13 protein-coding genes are annotated in these 13,134 nt (G+C 63.1%); 8 read left to right on the forward strand and 5 right to left on the reverse strand.

Going from position 1 to position 13,134, the window contains the following annotated elements:
- Positions 1-12: 12 nt before the first annotated feature.
- The 3 genes from CLH61_RS07905 to CLH61_RS07915 all read right to left on the reverse strand — a co-directional run bounded on the left by CLH61_RS07905 (position 13) and on the right by CLH61_RS07915 (position 2,475).
- Positions 13-678: a hypothetical protein gene (locus tag CLH61_RS07905; protein WP_099614156.1), complete on the reverse strand. Its 666-nt coding sequence runs from the start codon at positions 676-678 to the stop codon at positions 13-15.
- Between the two features lie 97 nt (positions 679-775).
- On the reverse strand, positions 776-2,044 hold the full coding sequence (locus tag CLH61_RS07910) for a GNAT family N-acetyltransferase (RefSeq protein ID WP_099614157.1): 1,269 nt from the start codon (positions 2,042-2,044) through the stop codon (positions 776-778).
- 65 nt (positions 2,045-2,109) lie between these two features.
- A complete protein-coding gene (locus CLH61_RS07915) occupies positions 2,110-2,475 on the reverse strand; it encodes a hypothetical protein (RefSeq protein ID WP_099614158.1) in 366 nt (121 codons plus the stop codon).
- A 177-nt stretch (positions 2,476-2,652) separates the two neighbouring features.
- Between CLH61_RS07915 and CLH61_RS07920 the strand changes: the two genes are divergently transcribed.
- Both CLH61_RS07920 and CLH61_RS07925 read left to right on the forward strand, forming a co-directional pair.
- Positions 2,653-3,339, forward strand: coding sequence for a response regulator transcription factor (locus tag CLH61_RS07920; protein ID WP_099614159.1), 687 nt, complete (start codon positions 2,653-2,655; stop codon positions 3,337-3,339).
- Complete coding sequence (locus tag CLH61_RS07925; protein ID WP_099614160.1) at positions 3,336-4,652, forward strand: sensor histidine kinase; 1,317 nt, start codon at positions 3,336-3,338, stop codon at positions 4,650-4,652. Before CLH61_RS07920 ends, CLH61_RS07925 begins: the two co-directional genes overlap by 4 nt.
- Here CLH61_RS07925 and CLH61_RS07930 read toward each other — a convergent pair.
- Entirely contained in the window at positions 4,626-4,820 is a 195-nt protein-coding gene (locus tag CLH61_RS07930) for a hypothetical protein (RefSeq protein ID WP_099614161.1), read from the reverse strand. The genes CLH61_RS07925 and CLH61_RS07930 overlap by 27 nt on opposite strands.
- 44 nt (positions 4,821-4,864) lie before the next feature.
- Here CLH61_RS07930 and CLH61_RS07935 point away from each other — a divergent pair, with 44 nt between their 5' ends.
- The 6 genes from CLH61_RS07935 (at position 4,865) to CLH61_RS07960 (ending at position 11,339) form a co-directional block, all read left to right on the forward strand.
- A complete protein-coding gene (locus tag CLH61_RS07935; protein ID WP_099614162.1) occupies positions 4,865-5,479 on the forward strand; it encodes an IMPACT family protein in 615 nt (204 codons plus the stop codon).
- Between the two features lie 68 nt (positions 5,480-5,547).
- Complete coding sequence (locus tag CLH61_RS07940; protein WP_099614163.1) at positions 5,548-6,075, forward strand: DUF4136 domain-containing protein; 528 nt, start codon at positions 5,548-5,550, stop codon at positions 6,073-6,075.
- A gap of 44 nt (positions 6,076-6,119) precedes the next feature.
- Positions 6,120-6,476 carry a translation initiation factor Sui1 gene (locus CLH61_RS07945; protein WP_099614164.1) on the forward strand — a complete coding sequence of 119 codons (357 nt, stop codon included), beginning with the start codon at positions 6,120-6,122 and terminating at the stop codon, positions 6,474-6,476.
- Between the two features lie 99 nt (positions 6,477-6,575).
- The gene (locus CLH61_RS07950) at positions 6,576-7,829 is read left to right on the forward strand and encodes a D-amino acid dehydrogenase (RefSeq protein ID WP_099614165.1); all 1,254 of its coding nucleotides are present in this window, start codon (positions 6,576-6,578) and stop codon (positions 7,827-7,829) included.
- A 296-nt stretch (positions 7,830-8,125) separates the two neighbouring features.
- Complete coding sequence (locus CLH61_RS07955) at positions 8,126-9,883, forward strand: alkaline phosphatase D family protein (protein WP_099614166.1); 1,758 nt, start codon at positions 8,126-8,128, stop codon at positions 9,881-9,883.
- Between the two features lie 10 nt (positions 9,884-9,893).
- Positions 9,894-11,339: an alkaline phosphatase PhoX gene (locus CLH61_RS07960; protein ID WP_099614167.1), complete on the forward strand. Its 1,446-nt coding sequence runs from the start codon at positions 9,894-9,896 to the stop codon at positions 11,337-11,339.
- Between the two features lie 74 nt (positions 11,340-11,413).
- Here the strand turns inward: CLH61_RS07960 and CLH61_RS07965 are convergent, their stop codons facing one another.
- A complete protein-coding gene (locus CLH61_RS07965; RefSeq protein WP_099614168.1) occupies positions 11,414-13,057 on the reverse strand; it encodes a fatty acid--CoA ligase in 1,644 nt (547 codons plus the stop codon).
- Between the last annotated feature and the right edge of the window lie 77 nt (positions 13,058-13,134).

The following is a 13,134-nucleotide window of genomic DNA, read 5'->3' on the forward strand; positions in this document are numbered from 1 at the left end:
CCCCGGCCCGCCTCAGTTGCCACCCAGCGTCCGCGCCCGTATTGCCTCCACCAGGCGGGTGACGAGCTCCCGGGCTTCGCCGTCATAGATCATGCGGAACTTGTCCCGCTGCACATTGCGTTCGTGGCTGTGTTCGGAGGTCGCGGTATCCCGCAGCAGGTCCAGATACTGGCAAGCCGCCAGGTGCGCCTTGATATCCGCATCAATCAACCGGGTAATCAGTTCGTCCACTTCCTGGTGGCAAAACGGCTTTAGTCGATTCTGGATGTCGCGGGCCTCAAGAGCCGCGTGCCGTGCCGCCAGCCGGCTGTCTCCGGCCGGCTCGCCGGCCTCGACGGCCCGCAGAAAAACCCCGAGCTTGTCGTGCAGCGCCCAGACCTGTGGCCAGATCTCCTCGTAGGCGGCCCTTTCGGTGGCCAACCGGGCATCATCGACGGTTTCCCGGGCCAGGGCGTGCGCTGTCTGGGGCGGGTTGCTGAATCCGCTGACTCGCCACTCATCCATGTCATGCCACAAAGTGTCGAGCCGCTGCCGCAGGGCTTCTGCGTCCTGCGCCTGGCGTTTGTCGAGGGCACTCAGACGAATGACCGCCAGCACGGCGACCACGAGTGCGATAGCGCCCAGCACCAGGGGAAAACGCTGGTCAATCAGGAAACTGACAAGGGCATCCGTTTCCATGGATGGCTGCTCCGGGTTGCATGGCGGTCTACCTGGATGAATGCAGGGATCTTACCTTTCCAACAGTGTAGACCACGGAGGTGCGGACGGTCTGCTCTCAGGCAATATCGCTGCGGTAGGGCAAAGCCGTCATGGCGTCGTCCCGATACGCCCTGACCTGGTCCGCCTCCTCGCAGCAAAATTCCGCCAGCGCATCGCGGAATCCGGGGTGGGTAACCCAGTGCCAGGAGTGGGTCAGCACGGGCTCGAAGCCGCGGATCAGTTTGTGTTCGCCCTGCGCACCGGCGTCAAACCGCAGGCAACCGCTGGCGATTGCCAGTTCGATCCCCTGGTAGTAACAGGTCTCGAAATGCAGGTGGTCGAACTCTTCCAGGCAACCCCAGTAACGGCCATAGAGGGTGTCACCACCACGCAGGAACAGGGCGCCGGCGATCATCTGGCGGTCCCGTACTGCCATGACCACCTGCAGCCGGTCGCCCAGTTGCTCCCGTAGTGCGGCAAAGAAAGCCCGGTTCAGGTAGGGCTGCTGGCCGCGCTTGCGGTAGGTGGCCTGGTAAAACACGTAGAAGGCGCTCAGCACCGGGTCCGGTAGCCGGTCGCCGGAGAAGCGGACAAAGTCGATACCCTGTTCCTGTACCTGGCGACGCTCCCGCCGGATGGATTTGCGCTTGCGGGAGGTCAGGGTCGCGAGAAAGTCCTCGAAGTGCCGGTAACCGCGATTGTGCCAGTGAAACTGACAGCCCAGGCGGTGCAGTGTGCCGGGGTTGTCGAGCAACGCCTGGTCAGCACTGTCCGGGAACAAAAGGTGCCAGGAATGGGCGCCCGCGTCGCTGGCAGCCTTGTTGAGCAGGTCGTGGAGGACGGCTGGTGTAAGGGCTGACCGTGCTGCCTCACTGAGCATCAGCCGGCGCCCGGTGCTGGGGGTAAACGGTATTGCCAGCAGCAGCTTGGGATAATAATCCACGCCATAGCGCCGGTAGGCATCGGCCCACGCCCAGTCAAAGACGTATTCACCCATGGAGTGGGTTTTCAGGTAGCCCGGGGCCACGCCGGCCAGTTCGTCATTCAGGTAGAACAGGAGATGGTGGGGCTGCCAGCCGGTGCCGGCCGTGGTACACCCGGTATCTTCGAGCGCCCGGAAAAACCCGTGGTGCAGGAACGGATTGCTACCGTCGCTGAACCGGTCCCAGCGGGCTTCCTCAATGTCGTGGATGGAGCGGATGGTGTCGACCGCGAAGCGGGCGCCGGCCTCGCCGGTCTGTTGGGCTGCCTGAACGGTTGTCTGCCGGGTTTCGTGCAGGGTTTCATGCGAGGAACCGCCCTGAGGGGAGGCAGGGCGGTTGGACGGGCTGCCGGGGTCGGACATGGTAAGAGCACTCTCCTTGGATTTCACTCCATACCATACGTCAGATCCCGGCGCTTGATCACCCTTTACTCGCTGGCGGCCTCAGGCGCGGCGGCGGTGCCGCAGCGTTTGTCCATCCGGGCGTTCCAGTCGCCTTTCCTGTCGGCCCACTCGGCTTTGCGCTCGTCATGGATCTGCTGCCAGATAGCCCGCTGCTCGTCGGTCAGCTTCAGCCGGTCGGCCATCGCCGCACGGGCCTGGGCGCGCTTCTCCATACGTGCCTCGCGGGCTTCTTTACTGAACTTGCCGGTGCCATCCCGGTATTGCTGGCACATCTCATCCTTAGCCGGCTTGCCCTCGCCGTGATGGCCTGCCAGTGCCAGCGGGCTGGCCAGCAGGGTGGCGGTGAGCAGGGCTGTTGCAATCAGTCCGGAAGTCTTGGTCTTGATCATGGGTATCTCCTGTGAGTCATCGTCAGTAGCGACGCATGGAGCCAGTCTAGAGCTCCCTTTGTCAGCGGTTGTCAGGCCTATGTAAAGGTTATGCAAAGGAAAGTCCGGGTCCTGCGGCGGCGCACCCGCGTGGTAGACTTGCTCCAGAGACAGGTCACCCGGCAGGATAACGAAGCCATGCAAAACCGAGTACTTCTGGTGGAAGATGATGAAGAGCTGCGTCAGTTGCTCGCACGTTACCTGGGCAACCAGGGCTTTGAGGTGCGGGAGGCCGGCAACGGCCTGGACGGTCTGGCGCTGGCGAAAGACCTGGACTGTGACATCGTGGTGCTGGACATCATGCTGCCGGATATCAGTGGTCTCGAGGTGCTCCGCCAGTTGCGGGCTGAAACCCACTTGCCGGTGGTCCTGCTGACCGCCCGCGGCGATGAGACCGATCGCATCGTCGGTTTTGAGGTGGGCGCCGACGATTACATCCCCAAGCCCTGTAACCCCCGTGAGCTGGTGGCGCGACTGCAGGCGCTGCTGCGGCGGGTCGCCTGGGACCAGCAGGCGGAAGTGGATGCGTCCCGCACCTACGGCGACCTGCGGGTAGAACCGGCCCAGCGGCGGATCTTCCAGAATGATGCGCCGCTGGATCTGACTGCCACCGAGTATGAGGTGTTGCAGGTTCTGCTGGCGCATGCCGGCAGTGTGGTGCGTAAAACCGACCTGATGCAGTGGGCCCTGGGCCGGCGGCTGGCGGCCCACGACCGCACCCTGGACATGCACATCAGTAACCTGCGTCGCAAGCTCGGCGGGGATGATCCGGCGCGGATCGAAACGGTGCGGGGGCTCGGTTACAGCTACCGGGTGCCGGCATGAGGCTCCCCGCCTTCCCGCTGTTCTGGCGGATTTTCCTGTTGATCTGGCTGGCGATGGCGGCAGCCGTGGTGGTCAGTAACCTGACTACCCGGGAATTGCTGGATCGGGAACGCAGCAGCATCGAGCGTCAGGAAGGGCTGCGGGATATTGCCGCCCAGGCAATCCGCATCCGCGAGAACGAGGGGCGTGGACCGGCCTGGCGTTTCCTGCGGGACGAGGGCGAGGCCCTCGGGCTGCGGATGTTGCTGGTGGAAGCGGACGGCGACGGGGAGTTGCCGGAATCCATTCGCCAGCGCCTGAAGGACGACTGGCGAGCGCACCGGCCGGCGGTGCTGGACCTGGGCAACGGCTATCGCCTGGTGGCCTGGCCCCGCAGTGGCAGCGAGGGCTGGCTGGACCCGAAGTTTTTCCGCCTGATGGAGCTGCTGGTGGGCTTCGTGATGATCACCCTGGCGTGCTGGTGGATTGCCCGCACCGTGTCGCGCCCTTTGCGAGCCATGGAAGCCACGGCGAGGACCATTGCCAGTGGCGATACCTCGCTGCGGGTGGCTGACCGGATTGCCGCCCGCCGTGACGAGATCGGCGCCCTGGCAACGGCCTTCAATGACATGACCGGCCAGCTTTGCCAGTTACTGGATCGCCAGAAGCACCTGCTCCGGGATATCTCCCATGACCTGCGAACCCCGCTGACCCGCCAGCGTATCGCCATTGAACTGGCAGCGGACAGCGGCTCCGAGCCGGACCTGATGGCCAGTATCCTGCGCCAGAACGAACGCCTCGAGGAGATGACGTCGCAGATTCTTACCCTTTACCGGCTCACCGAGCAGGGCAGCGATATCGACCGCAAGCCGGTTCGCCCGGTGGCAGTGGTGCGTGATGTACTCGCGGATGCGGAGGCTTATGCCCGCCATCGCAACGTCGAGTGTCTGCTGGAGATTGCCCCGGGGCTGGAGGAGGTGGCGGTGTTGGGTGACCGCGGGCTGCTGCAGCGGGCCCTGGATAACATCATGCAGAATGCCCTGGACCATACGCCGGGCAGTCACCGGGTGAGGGTGGCGGTAAACCTGCAGGACCAGCATGTTGCCATAGCCATTGCCGACGAGGGCAGCGGCGTGGCCCCCGAGGTGCTGCCAAACCTGTTCGAGCCGTTCTACCGCGCCGATCAGTCCCGCGGTGGTAAAGGCTGGGGGCTGGGACTGGCGATTGCGCGGGATGTCGCGGCCTCCCACCAGGGAACCATCTCCGCCCACAACGGCAGGCAGAGTGGCCTGGTGGTCACTCTCCGGCTACCGGTCTTCCGCGGGGCGCGGTGACGGCGTGGCGGGTTCTTCCGGGTCTTTCGGTTTGAGTTGAGCGGCGGCGGAAAAATCAATACCCTCCTGCAGCTCGTCTTCGTCGAAACGGATGCCGCAGGCCGCTTTTTTTACTTTGGCGGGTGCAGCGGTTCCCGGGGCACGGGTTTGATCGTTATCGTCCGTCATGACAGGCCTCCCTTGGCAGGTCTCAGCAGGCAGGATTGTTGCCCATGGCAAAAGATTATCCCATACCGGCCGGTTTTCTCGAGCGGGAGACCGAAATCAAGAAGAGCCGCTTTATCGCGAGGGTGGCGCCGGTCGGCTCCCGTGACGAGGTGCATCAGTGGCTGGAGCAGGCTCATCGGGACCATCCGGATGCCCGCCACATTTGCTGGGCCTACCAGATCGGGCGACCGGGGTCGGCGGCCGAGGCGGCAATGAATGACGATGGCGAGCCCTCGGGAACCGCGGGCAAACCGATTCTCAACGTGATCCAGCACAAGGACATGGGGGACGTCCTGGTGATGGTGATCCGCTACTTTGGCGGCATCAAGCTGGGGGCCGGCGGCCTTGTGCGGGCCTATGCCGGGGCCGCTGAGAGCGTGCTGGCGGAGGTGGGCCGGGTGGTCCAGCAGCCTGTGGAGGCCGTCCGGGTGATCCTGCCGTTTGCCGCCGAACAGCCGTTGCGGCACTGGTGTGGTGTTCACGGGGCTGCGGTGGCAGACATCACCTACGGCACCGCCGTCACCGCCCGGGTCGAGGTTCCACTTGACCAGGCCCAGGTGTTCGCTGCCTTCTGTGACGCCCAGAAACTGGATTACCGTTTTGAAAGCCAGGGAACGTAACGGGCGTCTCCCACCGTGTTGTGTGCGTATACTGGATGAACAAACCCCGAGTGGAGGTAACGAATAACATGCGAATCTGGATAACGGTTTTGATGTTGTTGATGCTGGGCGGCTGCGCCAGCAACGTGGTGACAGATTACGACTCGACGACGGTCTTCGGTAATTACACCACCTGGAGCTTTGCCGGTGATAACAGCCAGCAAGGCTTCCTGTCGCTGGATGGCGCCCGGGTCGAGAGCGCCGTGGAGCGGGAAATGAACCGCAAGGCCATGCGCAGGGTGGACGCCGGGGACGCGGATTTGCTGGTGGCCTACCGGGTTGTCAAGGAAGAGCGCCTGGAGCAGATTGGTGTTGGCTTCGGGCTCGGTTTTGGTCACGATCGTTTTGGCTGGGGCCTGGCCTCCGCGCCGCCGGTGCGGGAAATCGAGGAAGGCAAGCTGGTGGTTGAGCTGGTGGACAACCAGACCGAGCGGGTCGTCTGGCGGGCTGCCAGCCGCAGGTACCTCAACGAGGATCAGTCGCCGGAGTACCGCCGCGAGCTGATCGACGAGGTAGTGGCCGAAATGTTCACCAAATACCCGCCGGGTATCGAGTAAATCGTTGAACCGGTGCCTCCGGTTGGCACCTGCAAGGAGTGATCATGAAGAAGCGTTCCGGTGGCGGGCTGGTCTTTTCCACCGATGCGGGCCGCATGTGTCCGGACTGTCGTAATCCTGTGGATCAGTGCAGCTGCGGGCAGCCCGAGCGGCCGGCCGGGGATGGTATTGTGCGGGTCAGTCGCGAGACCAAGGGGCGTAAAGGCAAGGGCGTCACCCTGATTACCGGCATCCCGCTGGACGATGCCGGGCTACTGGCCTTTGCCAAGGTGCTGAAGGCCCGCTGCGGTACCGGCGGCACCGTGAAAGACGGCGTGGTGGAGATTCAGGGTGACCAGCGGGACCTGCTGGTGCCACTGCTGAAAGAAAAGGGCTGGACCGTCAAACGCGCCGGGGGCTGAGCCGCCCGGCGGGGCTGGCGGATGGTATAACACGCATTCTGTTCCTTCAGCCGCTACAATGGCTTGCAGTTTCTGGCAATGATCTGGCGGAGGACGTCTATGCATATTCTGGTAATGGGAGCCGGTGTCGTCGGCGTAACGACCGCGTGGTACCTGCGCAAGGCAGGGCACGACGTGACCGTGGTTGACCGCCAGGCCCTGGCGGGTGTGGAAACCAGTTATGCCAATGGCGGCCAGATTTCCGTTTCCCATGCCGAGCCCTGGGCCAACCCCTCGGCGCCCCTGAAGGTGCTGAAGTGGCTGGCCCGGCCCGATGCCCCCCTGCTGTTCAAGCCGCGGCTCGATCCCTACCAGTGGCGCTGGGCGCTGGCCTTTCTCAAGGAATGCACTACCGCCCGCTCGGCCCATAACATTCGCCAGATGGTCAATCTGGGTACCTACAGCCGTAGTTGCCTGCAGGCTGTGCGCAAGGACGCCGGCATCGAGTATGACCACCTCGAAAAAGGCATCCTGCACTTCTACACCAATCCGGCGGAATTCGAGGCTGCCCTGGAGCCGGCCCGCATCATGCGGGAGCTGGGATGTGACCGGCAGGTCATTGATCGCAACCGGGCCGTTGAGCTGGAGCCGGCTCTGGCACCGGTCCGCGATCGCATTGCCGGTGGTACCTATACCCCGGAGGACGAATCCGGTGATGCCCGCCGCTTCACCCAGAACCTGGCGGCCAGATGCGCGGAGGCGGGAGTGGAATTCCGCTACGGCACCGAGGTGCTCGGCTTTGACCATGCCCGTGATCGCATCCTCGGTGTGAACATCCTCAAGGACGGTCATCACGAAACCTTGCGGGCAGACAGCTACGTGCTCAGCCTGGGCAGTTTCAGTGCCATTCTCGCCCGCAAACTCGGCATCTTTCTGAACATCTATCCGGCCAAGGGTTACTCCATCACCGTACCGGTGAAAGACGAGGCGGCGGCGTTCAAGGTCAGCCTGACCGATGATGAGTACAAGCTGGTGTTCTCCCGCCTGGGGGACCGCATCCGGGTCGCCGGCACTGCGGAGCTGAACGGTTACAGTCGCGAGCTCAATCCGACCCGTTGCCGGGCCATTGTCCGCCGTTCCGCCGAGATCATGCCGGACGCTGCGCGCTGGGATGAAGCCGAGTTCTGGACCGGATTACGGCCGGCGACGCCGTCCAACGTGCCGTACATCGGCAAGAGTCACTACGGCAACCTGTTCCTCAACACCGGGCACGGTACCCTGGGCTGGACTCATTCCTGTGGCTCAGCCGCCGCCATCACCGACATCATCTGTGGCCGCCGGCCGGAAGTAGACTTTGCATTCAGCGGGCTCTGAGGAGCCCGCTGCCTTCCTGGATTCTATTGGTTTCTGTTCGTTCTTGTTCTGCCCCTTCGCCATTGGCCGAACCGGGCTGAAAAGTCCGTTTTTCTGTGAAAATGTACCCATCTCCCGGTAGATTGGCCCTTTCTGCACGGTATCTGTCACTTCTCCGCAATAAACTCGACGCAATCTGCGACCTGCTTCACACATTTCAGTCATCTCCGTAACCAGCCGGAGGTGGGCGTTTACCTACAACCGTTTACCTACAACCGTTTACCTACAACCGTTTACCTACAACAACGGAGAGCAGGATGGACAAGCAACGCCGTGCGGTGGTCAAGGGACTCGCTGCCGCTTCACTTACCGCACTGACCGCTTGCGGCGGCAGTTCCACCGATACGCCCGTGGCCGACCTGGCGCCAGCGCCGGGAATTGTCGGCGACGATACCGCGTCCCAGCCTGCGGTGGCCTTTAACCATGGCGTCGCCTCCGGTGATCCGCTGGCGGACCGTGTCATCCTCTGGACCCGGGTGACACCGACAGACGAGCTGCCCCGCACCGTCAGCAGCATCCCGGTACGGGTCACCGTGGCCCTGGACCGGGATATGCGGGACGTGGTGGGCCAGTTCAGTACATCAACCGGCCCGGAGCGGGATTTCTGCATCAAGCTCGATGCTGCCGGCCTGCAGCCGGACACCTGGTACTACTACCAGTTCGCGGCAGGTAACCAGCGCTCCCCCGTGGGACGTACCCGAACCTTCCCGGGTGCGGGGATGGCGGTGGAGCGAGCCCGCTTTGCGGTTGTGTCCTGCTCCAATTATGCCTATGGCCTGTTTTCGGTATACAAGGCCGTGAGTGAGCAGGCTGACCTGGACTTTATCCTTCACCTCGGGGATTACATCTACGAGTATGGTCCTGGCGAGTACGGCGATTTCCCCGGGCGTGACCCGCTGCCGGCCCATGAAATCACCAGCCTGGCGGACTACCGCGAGCGCCACGCCCAGTACAAGACCGATACCAACCTGCAGGCGGTCCACCAGCAGTTTCCGATGATCTGCATCTGGGACGATCATGAGTCGGCCAACGACAGCTACCGGGATGGGGCTGAAAATCATACGGAAGCCACCGAAGGCGCCTGGACCCAGCGCCGCAGCGATGCCATCCAGGCGTATTTCGAGTGGCTGCCCATTCGCGAGGTAACCTCCGATAGCGGGCGCATCTGGCGGGACTTTGCATTTGGCAACCTGATGGACCTGTTCATGCTGGATACCCGGCTTGAAGGCCGTGACCAGCCGGTCTCATCGTCGGCAGATCCGGAACGCTTCAGTGCGGAGCGTCGGCTGGTCAGTGAAGACCAGATGAACTGGTTGCTGGCCGGCCTCACCTCATCCTCGGCCCGCTGGCGGATGATCGGTCAGCAGGTGATGTTTGCGGAACTCAACGTTCTGCGCACCCTGGATGTGGCACGGACCCTGGGCCTGGACGACAGTTTCGGGTTCAACGGGCAGTTGCTGTCCCTCAACATGGACCAGTGGGACGGCTATGTTGCGGACCGCGAGGTCATCCTGCGCACCCTGGCAGCGGAGGCCATCGACAATACAGTGATCTTCACCGGCGACATTCATACCTCCTGGGCCAACGAGGTGTACGCCGATTCCGGCAACCTGCTGGAGAACACCCTGGTCAGCCCGCTGGCTGCGGAATTTGTCACCCCGTCGGTGACCTCTCCCGGGTTTCCGGAACAGGTTGCGGACCTGGCCGCGCTGGCGGTGCGCACAGTGAACCCCCACATGAAGTATGTCGAGCTCAAAACCCCCGGTTTTATCCTGGTCGATGTGACCACCGAGCGCACCCAGGCGGAGTTCTATTACGTGCGCTCGATCCGTGAGCGCGATCTGCAGGGCGTGATTGATCCTGCAATGACCAAAGTGGTGGGCGTGGACAGTGGCAGCAGTCGCATCTATCAGGACCGGGCCTTGTCCGAGCCGCGGGCCATCCGCACCGCTCTGTTCCATCCACCGGTTAGACCACCGGTCAGAACCCCGCCTGTCCGAACGGCCGTGAGCTAAGGAGTCTGCGATGTCCCGACCGATTATTCCTGTTGATAACCGCTGGAGTCGCCGCGATGTCTTGCGCACTCTGTTTTTCACCGCCGGTGCGGCAGGTCCTGCCGCCTGGCTCAGCGGGTGCGGTGGTGATACCGGGGCCGCACCCCTGCCGGTTCCTCCTGCCGGCGGCGGCGCCACGCCGGAACGGCTGCCAGACCTGGTGCCGGAAACCGAAAACCGGCTGGTGGGGCGGTTTGCCAACATCGGTCCGCTGCGGGAGGTGCCGGACGTTCACGGTGTGCGCACTCCGGAAGGCTTTGCCACCCGGGTGGTCGCTATCAATGGCGAATTGCCCCAGCCCGGGGGCATGTCCGCCCAATGGCCGCTGCCGGGCGGGGTCGGCAACCGTCCCTGGCATATCTTTCCCGACGGCGGCGGTGTGGTGCCGCGGGACAACGGCGGCTGGATCTACATCAGCAACAGTGAGGTACCGGGCGTCGGGTCCATCGGCTTCACGTTTCCCGAACTGGCCGGGCTGACCACGCCTATTGAAAGCTTTGTCCCCGGCCTGGCCCAGGTGGGTACCCTGGTGTTTGATCCTGACGGCACGATTGTGGATTCCTACACCATTCTTTCCGGCACCACCTTCAATTGCGCCGGCGGTGTCACGCCCTGGAAAACCTGGTTGTCCTGCGAGGAACATCCGGGCGGCCTGGTGTGGGAATGTGATCCTTACCAGGCGGGGCAGGGCCTGGCGTGCCCAACCCTGGGTGTTTTCGCCCACGAGGCGATCGCCATCGACCCGCAGCATCGGATGCTTTACCTCACTGAGGACATGCCGGACGGGCGCTTCTACCGCTGGATTGCGGATCCGTCGGACTGGCCGGAAGGTGCTGGCCGCGCCGCGCTGCAGTCCGGTCGTTTGCAGGTGCTGGTTGTTGGCGGGGATGGCGTTGAGGGTGCGCTGACCGGCCCGCAGCCAATCCACTGGCTGGATGCGCGCAATCCCCATGCCCCCCAGCACGAGAACCGGCTGGCGGAGTCCACGGTGTTCGAGGGGGGCGAGGGCGTGTGGTATTTCCGCGGAATCGTCTATTTTGCCACCAAGGGTGATGACCGGATCTGGGCCATCGACGTCGCGGCCCAGACCATCGAGGTCATCTACGACCGGGCGACGGCCGTGGCGCCCAATGACATCCTGTCGGGCGTAGACAACCTGTTTGTGACCGATCAGGGTGATGTGCTGGTTGCCGAGGACGGCGGTGACATGCAGGTGGTGGTGATTATGCCGGACGGCACGCTGAAGCCGCTGTTGCAGGTCGTCGGACAGGATGCGTCCGAGGTCGCAGGAATTGCCTTCTCGCCGGATGGCCGCCGGATGTACTTCACCTCGGATCGAGGCGGCCGCAATGGTCTGGGTGGCTTTACCAACGGCCTGGGGATGGTTTACGAGCTGATCTTGCCGGATGACCTGTAGGGCCCTGGCGGTCAACGACGATGGCTCACGCCCTTGCGGGGGTGAGCCATCGGGGAATCACGTCAAAGCCGGAATTACTTCAACTGGTCGCGGATCAGCTTTTTGTTGATCTTGCCGACGCTGGTCTTGGGAATGTCTTCAACAAAGTCGATCTGCTCGGGAATTGCCCACTTGTTGATCTCGCCCGAGTCGACAAACTGCTGCAGGTGGCCCTGGATGTCTTCCAGCGAAGCGTCTTCACCGGGCTTGAGCACCACCAGGGCGTGAGGGCGTTCGCCCCACTTTTCATCCGGCACGCCCACGACAGCAGCGCCGGCGACCGCCGGATGCTGGCTGATCAGGTTTTCCAGGTCGAGGGACGATAGCCATTCGCCGCCGGTCTTGATCACATCCTTGATGCGGTCCTTGATCACCAGGGTGTTGTCGGGCTCCATGCTGGCGACGTCTCCGGTGTGCAGCCAGCCGCCTTCCCACAATTCGTAGCCCTTCTGGGGCTCCTTGAAGTAGTTCTGGGTCAGCCAGGGCGCGCGGGCCACCACTTCACCCTTGGCTTCGCCGTCGTGGGCAACGGGCTGGCCGCTCGGGTCGACAATCTCGAGCTCCACCATCGGGACGGCAATACCGGTTTTGACCCGCTTCGCGGTCTGCTGCTCCAGCGGCAACTCCAGGTCTTCCGGGGTGAGGTAGGTGGTGCTCAGGAGCGGGCAGGTTTCCGACATGCCGTAGCCGGTATACATGCGGATACCGAGCCTGGCGCCGGCATTGCACAGGCCCTGGGTCAGGGCGCTGCCACCGATCAGCACATGCCAGTTACTGAGATCGGCGGTCTTGATGGACTCGGTAGCCATCATCATCTGCATGATGGTCGGTACACAGTGGGAGAAGCTGACCTTGTGTTCCTTGATCAGGTCAACCAGCAGTTCCGGCTCGTAACGGCCGGGGTAGACCTGCTTGATTCCCAGCATGGTAGCGGCGTAAGGCACGCCCCAGGCATGAACGTGGAACATGGGTGTCACCGGCATGTACACGGAAGACGAGCGCAGCAGCGGCATTTCGTCATAGGCGGCGAGGGAACCGGTCATCCCCAGGGTGTGCAGCACCAGCTGCCGGTGGCTGAAGAATACGCCTTTCGGGTTGCCCGTCGTGCCAGTGGTGTAGAAGGTAGTGGCGACACTGTTTTCGTCGAAGTCCGGGAAGTCGAACCGGGTGGCGGCAGCGGCCAGCAGGGCCTCGTATTCACCGTAGGTGTTGAGGGACGTGGCCTTGGCTGTGTTGCCCTCGGTCAGCTGGATGTAGCCTTTCACCGTGGCAATTTCATCCTTCACGCCTTCCAGGATCGGCAGGAAATCATCGTGAACCAGCACCACATCGTCTTCGGCGTGGTTCATGGTGTAGACAATCTGCTCCGGCGACAGGCGTACGTTCACCGTGTGCAGGACCGCACCGATCATCGGGATCGCAAAAAAGCACTCCAGGTAGCGCGGGGTATCCCAGTCCATCACCGCAACGGTATCCCCGGCCCTGACACCGGCGTCGGTCAGCGCGTTGGCCAGGCGGTGGATACGCTCAACCAGGTCGGTGTAGGTGTACCTGCTGCGATTGGCATACACGATTTCCTGGTCCGGGGCGTAGCGGGGGCCCGACAACAGCAGCTGCTTGATCAGCAGAGGATACTGGTGGGCGTTATCCGCCGGCGGAAGGATGCGGGGTTGTGCCATGGTTACTGTACCTCATCTCTCGGTTGTTGGTTTTATCTCGAGAACAGCGGGTAATCTGACACAACCGTCGATAAACC

It is taken from the genome of Marinobacter profundi, from assembly GCF_002744715.1.
Taxonomy (GTDB): domain Bacteria; phylum Pseudomonadota; class Gammaproteobacteria; order Pseudomonadales; family Oleiphilaceae; genus Marinobacter; species Marinobacter profundi.

Excerpts from the sequence above, each read along its gene's own strand:
- CLH61_RS07960 (WP_099614167.1), top strand. The coding sequence starts at position 9,894 with ATGTCCCGACCGATTATTCCTGTTGATAACCGCTGGAGTCGCCGCGAT.
- CLH61_RS07965 (WP_099614168.1), bottom strand. The coding sequence starts at position 13,057 with ATGGCACAACCCCGCATCCTTCCGCCGGCGGATAACGCCCACCAGTAT.
- CLH61_RS07950 (WP_099614165.1), top strand. The coding sequence starts at position 6,576 with ATGCATATTCTGGTAATGGGAGCCGGTGTCGTCGGCGTAACGACCGCG.
- CLH61_RS07915 (WP_099614158.1), bottom strand. The coding sequence starts at position 2,475 with ATGATCAAGACCAAGACTTCCGGACTGATTGCAACAGCCCTGCTCACC.
- CLH61_RS07930 (WP_099614161.1), bottom strand. The coding sequence starts at position 4,820 with ATGACGGACGATAACGATCAAACCCGTGCCCCGGGAACCGCTGCACCC.
- CLH61_RS07955 (WP_099614166.1), top strand. The coding sequence starts at position 8,126 with ATGGACAAGCAACGCCGTGCGGTGGTCAAGGGACTCGCTGCCGCTTCA.
- CLH61_RS07945 (WP_099614164.1), top strand. The coding sequence starts at position 6,120 with ATGAAGAAGCGTTCCGGTGGCGGGCTGGTCTTTTCCACCGATGCGGGC.
- CLH61_RS07920 (WP_099614159.1), top strand. The coding sequence starts at position 2,653 with ATGCAAAACCGAGTACTTCTGGTGGAAGATGATGAAGAGCTGCGTCAG.
- CLH61_RS07925 (WP_099614160.1), top strand. The coding sequence starts at position 3,336 with ATGAGGCTCCCCGCCTTCCCGCTGTTCTGGCGGATTTTCCTGTTGATC.
- CLH61_RS07905 (WP_099614156.1), bottom strand. The coding sequence starts at position 678 with ATGGAAACGGATGCCCTTGTCAGTTTCCTGATTGACCAGCGTTTTCCC.
- CLH61_RS07910 (WP_099614157.1), bottom strand. The coding sequence starts at position 2,044 with ATGTCCGACCCCGGCAGCCCGTCCAACCGCCCTGCCTCCCCTCAGGGC.
- CLH61_RS07935 (WP_099614162.1), top strand. The coding sequence starts at position 4,865 with ATGGCAAAAGATTATCCCATACCGGCCGGTTTTCTCGAGCGGGAGACC.
- CLH61_RS07940 (WP_099614163.1), top strand. The coding sequence starts at position 5,548 with ATGCGAATCTGGATAACGGTTTTGATGTTGTTGATGCTGGGCGGCTGC.